The sequence below is a fragment of the Haloferax sp. s1 genome (assembly GCF_058382125.1).
Map to the genome: position 1 here is coordinate 1 of NZ_JBZRPK010000560.1, position 7507 is coordinate 7507.

Here is a 7507-nt window from a genome sequence, read left to right on the forward strand (position 1 = left end):
CTCGGCGACCGAACCGTCCTCGTCGATGCCGGGACGATGGCAGGTGTCGAGACCGCCGTCGCAGAACACACAGACGACCTCGACGCCGTCGTTCTCACCCACCAGCACGCGGACCACATCGGCGAGTTAGACGCCGTCGTCGAGCGATTCGAGCCGGACGTGTACGCTTTCGGTGACCATCCGCTTCGAACCCACGAACTCGAAGACGGCGACGAAATCGTGATGGGTGACGAGACGTTCGAGGTCATCTACACGCCGGGACACGCCGACGACCACGTCTCACTCGTGAGCGGGCGGTCGCTTTTCTCCGGTGACGTGGTAGTGTACAACGACAACGCGTTCGACGACGGCAGTTTCGGAAAGACCGACTTGCCGGGACAGTCGCGCGAGCGAGTTATCTCCAGCCTCCGGACGCTCCGCGACAGACTCCCGACGACGGTCGAGACGATGTACGCTGGACACGGCGACGTGTTCAAACGCGGAACAGGCGGCGATACCATCCACGACGTAATCGAGCGCGCACTCGAACGAGCTGAACGACGCGAACCCAAATATCCGGTGACATGATATGTCAACCACAACAGAACAGACGACAACGACACCCAAACAGACCGAACAGGCGGAACTGACGCAACTGCACTACATCGGCGTCGTCCTCGCGGCGATAACCGGGGTAATTCACCTCGGACTCGGCGTGGGCACGCTGTCTTCAGACCCCACAAACCCGCTCGGTATCGCCTTCGTCGGGGCCGCAGCGGGATTCGCAGGCGGGATTATCGGTGTTCTCCGCGGTGACAAGACCCTTCGTACGTGGGTGATTCTGCTCGGCATCCCGTTTACGGCCGGGCAAATCGTCCTCTACGTGGTGTTCAATTGGCCCGATATCATCAGTATCGGCGGCGTCGTCGACAAAGTGGTACAACTCACACTGATTGCAGTGCTCTTCGTGTTGTACCGGAGAGAGTCGTAAGAGAAAGCAGACAGTCTTATGCGGCGCGGCGTTCCTTCGACTTCGGACGAAGGTGCTTGTAGCCGCACTTGCGGCACTGCTTCGCTTTTTTGGGGTTTCGTGCGTTGCAGCGCATACAAATCTGCTTCTCGAGCGTCCGCTTCGTCGCAGCGTCACTAGCCATGCATACGAGTCCCTCGGCCGGTCGTATAACGTTTGCGAGACGTACCGCCGGCGCTCACGGTCGAATTGGAGCGTCAAAAACGCGGTTGGCGCTCGCGCGCTGCCTGCGCTTACGCGCGTTTGGTTCGGTTACGCGCCGGCTTCGCTCAGGGCCGACTCGAGGTCGTCACGTTGAGTTACACCCACAAAACGGTCGACGATACCGTCGTCGTTCTCGACGATGAGGGTTGGAAGCGAGCGCACCTGATACTGGTTAGCCACGTCTTGCTCTTCGTCGACGTCAACCTTGACGAACTCGACATCCTCGTAGTCGCCTTCGAGGTCGTCGAGAATCGGGTCCTGCGTCTTGCAAGGGCCGCACCAGTCCGCGTAAAAGTCCAAGAGTCGAACAGTCATCGTATCCCGGCGCAACTTGCCTGCCCCCGCGCATAAGGATTACTCATGCCCGGTCGACTGCCGGTTTCAGTCCTCGAATGTGGACGGGTGACGCTTCCGAGCCGAAACGTTTAGGCGGTGGACGAACAGACGGTGGGACATGAGCAAGGGCCAGAACAGCGGTGGTCTGATGTCGAGCGCGGGTCTCGTCCGCTATTTCGACGCGGAGGACCGTAACGCGATTCGAGTCGACCCGAAGACTGTCGTCGCCACGGGAGCACTGTTCGGCATCGGTATTCTGGTGCTGAACGCGCTCGCGTTCTAACCGATACGTCGCCCCACGAACCGCCGACGAACGAACGGACGCTTTTTGTCCTCGCGTTCCCGAGACACGTCTATGGATACGCTACGCGCCGGTGTCATCGCCGTTCAGGGCGATGTCACTGAACACGCCGACGCCATCGAGCGGGCCGCCGATGCTCACGGCGTCGATGCGGATATCGTCGAAATTCGAAGCGCCGGACTCGTTCCCGACTGCGACGTTCTCCTGATGCCGGGCGGCGAATCGACGACCATCTCCCGACTCCTCGAACGAGAGGGAATCGACGGAGAAATTCAGGCCCACGTCGCGGCCGAAAAGCCCGTCCTCGCAACCTGCGCCGGTCTTATCGTTGCCTCTCAAGACGCGAAAGACGACCGCGTGCAGACGCTCGACATTCTCGACGTGACCGTCGACCGCAACGCCTTCGGCCGACAGGTCGACAGTTTCGAAGCACCGCTCGACGTGGCGGGTCTCGACTCGCCGTTCCCCGCGGTGTTCATCCGCGCACCCCTCATCGACGAGGGAGACGACGACGTAGAAGTCCTCGCCGAGTGGGACGGCAACCCGGTCGCAGTTCGCGACGGACCCGTCGTCGGTACCTCGTTCCACCCCGAACTGACCGCCGACAGTCGCATCCACGACCTCGCCTTCTTCGACGAATTGGAAGTCGAAGTCGAAGCCTGAGGCGGTATATCCACGACTGTCGGTCCGAGTGAGGGCTACCGGAACCAGAGGGTCTTTTTCCGCCCCCGCCCGTCGTGCGACCATGGACGCGGACACCCCAACCGACGAGGTTCTCGATGAACTCTTTTCGACCATCGAGTCCCGGAAGGCAGACCTTCCCGAGGATTCCTATACGACGACGCTTTTTACCCACGAGAAAGGCGAAAATTACGTGCTCGAAAAGCTCGGCGAGGAGATGACAGAAACCATCCTCGCGGCAAAAGACGACGACCGAGAGGAACTCCTCTACGAGAGTTCGGACCTCGTCTATCACCTCCTCGTCCTCCTGTCGATGAAAGACGCATCGCTCGACGACCTGCGCGAAGAATTGAAAAGTCGGTTCTGAACGGTCGACCGCGGTGGCCGCGCAGTTGGCCGTGGCAGTAGAGACCGCAGGCGGCGACAGCAGGGGTAAAACGGCAGCTACCGGAACCGAACGCCGAGGTCGTGAAGCCCGTCGTTGTGCTGTGCGATGTTGATGAGAAGCGGCGTGAGCGCCCCGTTTTCTGCGGCTTTGGCGAGACCACCGCCGTCGAGCGCGCGGAGACCCTCGATACCGTCGGCAAGGAGTCGAACCGTCTCTTTCGCGTCGGGGTCGTCGGCGACGAGGAGCGTGTCGATACCGAGGTCGGCGTCGAGGTCGGCGAGGCGGCCGGCCGCGAGGTTGTGGAATGCGCCGACGACAGGCACGTTGTCGGGGACCGCATCGGCGACGAGCGCCGTCACACTACCCGCTTTCGGTGGATGGTAGTGGAACCCGTCCTCCTCGCGCTTGATACCCGTTGCGGGCGTGACAAGTACGTCGTCTTCAGAAAGTGAGTCGGAGACGGCCTCGATGGTGTCAGAAACGTGGTACGGTGGTACAGCGAGGACGACCACTGTGGCGCGGTCGGCAGCCATCGCGTTCGTGAAGCCGTTTACCTTCACGTCGAGGCCGCGACTGGAGAGTTCAGTTTCGTACTCGTCTGCCTTCGCTCGCGCCTTGTCGGGGTCACGCGACCCGATGATGACCTCGTGGTCCGTGTGGTAGGCCCAACGAAGGGCGAGTCCCTCACCAATGTCGCCAGTCCCACCGAGGAGTGCAATTCGCATACACACACGTGCGAACCGAGGCAAAGTAAAGGGTTGCGCGACCGGTGGGTTCTGCCTCGTTTCTGAAATTCACTCGTCAGGTTCGATGAGTCCCTGCACCCGAGCGAAGCCGTCGCGGTAGACGAGCCACCACGCGACGGCCGGTGCCAACAACAGCGCCGGACCGACCATCAGCAGTTGCGTGAACGGGTCCGGCGGGAGCAGGAACGACCCGACGACGAACACGACGGCGTCGAGCGCGAGGAGTGTGACGAGGAACGCGCGGAAGTGGCCCATCAGTAGTCCTCCATCAAGTAAGCCATCAGAGCAACCTCATCAGTCGAGAAGTCCCGGAACCTCGTTTACGTCCTCGACGACCGCCGAGGCACCGATTTCGGAGAACTTCTGTCGTCCCTCGTCGCCGCTCAGACCGCCGGAGAGAACGCCGACGCCGTAGTAGACGCGTTCGGGGTCTGCTGCGTCGGCGTTCAGCGCCGTCTTTACGTCGTCGAGGGTGTCGCCGACGAAGACGACTGACTCCGCGCCGAGTCGTTCGGCGACAGTCACGAGGGCGGCCGGGTGGGGCTTTCCTTCCTCCCAGTCGTCCATCGTGAATCGGTGGTCGTCGTCCACGTCGAGTTCGACGCGGTCGAGCGCGATATCGGCCTCGGCCGAGGGACGACCGGTGACGACGCCGATTTCCCGGTCGCCGAAGGCGTTCAGCGTCTCTTGGCGGAGAATCACGGGCTCGTCGTGGATGTAGCCGGACGCCTCGAATGGTGGCTCACCGCCTTCGAGGTCACGGTAGAGGTCCCCGCCGAGGTAGAGCGCCTGAAACGTCTCTCGGAGCGCTTCGGGGTCCCACTCGTCGAAGACGACAGAAGGGTCGTCGAGAGCCGATTCGACGACAGCCTCCGCAGCGTCGAGGCCGCCGCCGCGGGTGGCGATTTCGTCGGTGAACTCGGCGAGCGAGTGGCCCGTCTCGCGGGCCGTGAGTACGTACAGGGCCGCCGCGTAGGTCAGTTCCCAGTCGTTGTTGAACCCGCCGGCGTCCTTGAACAGTTGAACGTCGTCTCGGGAGATGGTCGTGCCGTAGTGTCGCTCCACCGACTCGACGATGGCGCGCCGGTAGGAGTCGGCGACATCCACGAGCACTCCGTCGATATCGAGGACGACAACGTCCGCGTGCATACTGGAACCGTGTAACGAGAAGGGAAGTGCCTTACTCTTGGCTACGGTCGAAATCCCGACCTCGACCTCGACCCCGTGCGCTGTCGTCGGCGACGTAGAAAGTATCACCGGGCAGCGACTCGCGGGAGACGGGAATCGACGGTTCGTCGTACCCGAGCGTCGTAAAGAGGAAGTCGGCACCGACGCGGCGGGCGAGACGGGCGGTCGGTCGGTGCAACTCGACGGGGATATTGAGCGCATAAATAGCGTCCACATCTTCGTAGGGGCCGGGTTCGTTCGAATCTACACGGGCGAACACGTCGTCGTGGACGAATTGGACGCCCTCAGGGACGGGGAAGTCGTGAACGTCGACGGCGACGACTTCGACGCCGCGTTCGGCGAGTTCGGCCGCCACTGCTGGTTTGCGTCCGATGCCGACTTCGGCCACCCGCTCGTAACCCTTCAATCGTGTTACGAGAGCGTCACGCAACGAGTCTCTCACGTCGGGATATTTATGGCGCGCCCCCGCTTAATCCCTCGCATGCTTGTCGATATCGTGCCTATCGGGGATATTTCTGCTTCGGTGAAGCGGGAGGCCTCTGCCGGGCTTCGGTCCGTCTACGATTGTGATGTGACCGTACAGTCGAACCAGGCAATTCCGGAAGGTGCGTTCGATAGAAGCCGGAATCAGTACCGTGCAGAGCAGTTTATCGAACTCGCGAGTCGCGTCGGTCGCGGCGAGAAAAACATCGGCATCACGGCGAAGGACCTCTATTACCGTCGCCGAAACTACGTCTTCGGTCTCGCCTATCTCAATGGTAATGGTTCTGTCATCTCCACGCACCGCCTACAGACCTCTACTGATGGCGGCATCACGAACAAGCCCGCCGAAGAGGTTCTCTCGGACCGAATCCGCAAAGAAGTCGTCCACGAAATTGGACACACCCTCGGTCTCGAACACTGCGACAACAACAAGTGCGTCATGTCGTTCTCACCGACCGTCCGCGAAGTGGACGTAAAAGAAGAGAACCTCTGTGGGACCTGCAGTCGACTCGTCCACTAATTCTCCGGGCACGATAGCTTCCTCCCCCCTTTTTCTCGTCGGAGCACGTGTATTCGAACATGCACTTCGTCGTTGCAGTAGACGGGTCCGAGGCCGCAGACCGGGCGCTCGACTACGCGCTCACCATGGCCGAACCGCAAGGTGCGGCGGTCACAATCGTCCATTCGGTCGAACCGCGCGTCCTCGTCGAAGGGGGCGAAGAGCCAGTTGTGGGTGTCGCAGGCACCGGCGACCGAATCGTCGCCGAAAGTCTCGAAGACGCCGAAACGCGGGCCGGAAGCGTTCTCGAAGAGGCCGAAGCGCACGCCACCGAGGCGGGCGTCGAGACGACCACTGAACTCCTCTACGGCGACCCCGTCGAGGCGCTTCCATCCTACGTCGACGACGTGGACGCTGACGGAATCTTCGTCGGCCATCGCGGCCTCTCGAAACAGTACGAAGGTCTCGTCGGCAGCGTCGCCAAGGAGTTGGTCGAACGCTCACCCTGTCCGGTTACCGTCGTCCGCTGAATGCACCGGCTCGACGGTGCCGCAGGCGGCGGCCAACTGCTCCGAACGGCGCTTTCGCTCTCGCTCGTCACTGGCGAGTCGTTCGAGATGGACAACATCCGTGGGAATCGCTCGACACCCGGACTCAGGCCACAACACGTCGCGTGCGTCTCTGTCGCCGGTTCCGTCGCCAACGCCGACGTTGACGGGGAATACGAGGGGTCTTCGAGGCTCCAATTTTCGCCCGACGGGATTCGCGCCGACCCGGTCGAAGCGTCGGTCGGAACTGCGGGGAGTACGACGCTCGTCTGTGAGACACTGCTGCCCGTCGCTGTCGCACTCGACGACCCACTTTCTCTCACTGTCACCGGCGGGACCGACGTTCGGTGGTCGCCGCCGACGGACTACCTTCGACACGTGAAGCGTCCGCTGTGTTCGACGTTCGGCGTCGACTTCGATGTGAACGTCTCTCGACGCGGGTTCTACCCTGCTGGCGGCGGCAAACTCGCCGTTCGAATTAACCCGGCGAAGCCGAAGTCGCTGGACCTGCTCCACCGCCCGCAACTCGATGAGATACACGTCTACTCGGTCGCCAGCGAGGCACTTTCCGACGCATCTGTCGGGGAGCGGCAGGTCGAAGGCGTCCGAGACGCACTGGCCGGGGCGGACATCGAAGCCCCGGTTCGGTCGTCCGTCTCCGCCGTCGAAAGTACGTCACCCGGAACGGCAGTGGTCGTCGTTGCGCGGTCTGGCGACATCGTAGCTGGCTTTGACGCTTACGGCGAACGCGGCGTCCCGGCCGAGGCGGTCGGAGAAAAAGCGGCCGAATCGTTTCTCGACTGGTACCGCGGCGACGCACCCGTCGACCATCATATGGCCGACCAACTGCTCGTCTGGGTCGCCCTCGTGGGTGGACGCGTTCGGATTCCCGAAGTAACCGAACACGTCCGGACGAATCTCGACGTGATTCGAGTCTTCGGCTAAGAGGTCGATGTGCGAGACGAAGGTGAGAGCGCGGTCGTCGAACGAGTCGAATAGTTCGTGCTCGCTCGTGCGACCGACTCCCGGCGCGTACGTTCCGGTCAACTGCGTCTCGGCGAGCACGTGCCCCGAAATCGCCGTCTTCAGGTCCGCTTTCGTCGCACCCGCGCTGAGGTCAAGCG

The 7507-nt window shown here is 62.2% G+C and carries 14 protein-coding genes and 1 pseudogene; 8 read left to right on the forward strand and 7 right to left on the reverse strand.

Translation table 11 applies throughout. The annotated features are described in order from the left end of the window. The coding region (locus QT222_RS10255) for an MBL fold metallo-hydrolase (protein ID WP_491477109.1) at positions 1-567 on the forward strand (567 nt) is incomplete at its 5' end. 1 nt (position 568) lies between these two features. After that, the gene (locus tag QT222_RS10260) at positions 569-970 is read left to right on the forward strand and encodes a DUF7475 family protein (RefSeq protein ID WP_491477110.1); all 402 of its coding nucleotides are present in this window, start codon (positions 569-571) and stop codon (positions 968-970) included. Positions 971-986: 16 nt separating this feature from the next. Here QT222_RS10260 and QT222_RS10265 read toward each other — a convergent pair whose 3' ends face one another. Together QT222_RS10265 and trxA are read right to left on the reverse strand one after the other, a co-directional pair. Then, positions 987-1133 (reverse strand): 50S ribosomal protein L40e, encoded by a 147-nt coding sequence (locus tag QT222_RS10265; protein WP_004058033.1) that lies wholly within the window; start codon positions 1131-1133, stop codon positions 987-989. Positions 1134-1261: 128 nt separating this feature from the next. Then, positions 1262-1528, reverse strand: coding sequence for a thioredoxin (trxA, locus tag QT222_RS10270; protein WP_004058035.1), 267 nt, complete (start codon positions 1526-1528; stop codon positions 1262-1264). A 139-nt stretch (positions 1529-1667) separates the two neighbouring features. Here trxA and QT222_RS10275 point away from each other — a divergent pair, with 139 nt between their 5' ends. The 3 genes from QT222_RS10275 to hisE all read left to right on the forward strand — a co-directional run bounded on the left by QT222_RS10275 (position 1668) and on the right by hisE (position 2898). Beyond that, positions 1668-1832, forward strand: a complete 165-nt coding sequence (locus tag QT222_RS10275) for a preprotein translocase subunit Sec61beta (protein WP_004058037.1) — start codon at positions 1668-1670, stop codon at positions 1830-1832. A 72-nt stretch (positions 1833-1904) separates the two neighbouring features. Then, positions 1905-2513 carry a pyridoxal 5'-phosphate synthase glutaminase subunit PdxT gene (pdxT, locus tag QT222_RS10280; protein WP_004058039.1) on the forward strand — a complete coding sequence of 203 codons (609 nt, stop codon included), beginning with the start codon at positions 1905-1907 and terminating at the stop codon, positions 2511-2513. 82 nt (positions 2514-2595) lie between these two features. Beyond that, positions 2596-2898, forward strand: coding sequence for a phosphoribosyl-ATP diphosphatase (hisE, locus tag QT222_RS10285; RefSeq protein WP_004058041.1), 303 nt, complete (start codon positions 2596-2598; stop codon positions 2896-2898). Positions 2899-2975: 77 nt separating this feature from the next. On the opposite strand, the gene npdG is transcribed toward hisE, so the two are convergent. From npdG to QT222_RS10305, 4 genes are all read right to left on the reverse strand, one after another. Beyond that, positions 2976-3644 (reverse strand): NADPH-dependent F420 reductase, encoded by a 669-nt coding sequence (npdG, locus tag QT222_RS10290; protein WP_491477111.1) that lies wholly within the window; start codon positions 3642-3644, stop codon positions 2976-2978. A gap of 69 nt (positions 3645-3713) precedes the next feature. Further along, positions 3714-3920 carry a DUF7534 family protein gene (locus QT222_RS10295; protein ID WP_004058045.1) on the reverse strand — a complete coding sequence of 69 codons (207 nt, stop codon included), beginning with the start codon at positions 3918-3920 and terminating at the stop codon, positions 3714-3716. A 39-nt stretch (positions 3921-3959) separates the two neighbouring features. Further along, entirely contained in the window at positions 3960-4814 is an 855-nt protein-coding gene (locus QT222_RS10300; protein WP_491477112.1) for a TIGR01548 family HAD-type hydrolase, read from the reverse strand. Positions 4815-4845: 31 nt separating this feature from the next. Continuing rightward, the gene (locus tag QT222_RS10305; protein ID WP_491477113.1) at positions 4846-5295 is read right to left on the reverse strand and encodes a UPF0146 family protein; all 450 of its coding nucleotides are present in this window, start codon (positions 5293-5295) and stop codon (positions 4846-4848) included. 39 nt (positions 5296-5334) lie between these two features. Between QT222_RS10305 and QT222_RS10310 the strand changes: the two genes are divergently transcribed. Genes QT222_RS10310 through rtcA form a run of 3 tightly spaced genes read left to right on the forward strand, consistent with a single transcriptional unit; the run spans position 5335 to position 7328 of the window. Further along, positions 5335-5856, forward strand: a complete 522-nt coding sequence (locus QT222_RS10310) for an archaemetzincin family Zn-dependent metalloprotease (RefSeq protein ID WP_004058051.1) — start codon at positions 5335-5337, stop codon at positions 5854-5856. 59 nt (positions 5857-5915) lie between these two features. Beyond that, positions 5916-6365, forward strand: a complete 450-nt coding sequence (locus QT222_RS10315) for a universal stress protein (protein ID WP_004058053.1) — start codon at positions 5916-5918, stop codon at positions 6363-6365. After that, complete coding sequence (gene rtcA / locus QT222_RS10320; protein ID WP_491477114.1) at positions 6366-7328, forward strand: RNA 3'-terminal phosphate cyclase; 963 nt, start codon at positions 6366-6368, stop codon at positions 7326-7328. 81 nt (positions 7329-7409) lie between these two features. On the opposite strand, the pseudogene QT222_RS10325 reads toward rtcA, so the two are convergent. Continuing rightward, a pseudogene (locus QT222_RS10325) lies at positions 7410-7507 on the reverse strand (YbhB/YbcL family Raf kinase inhibitor-like protein); the annotation flags it as partial.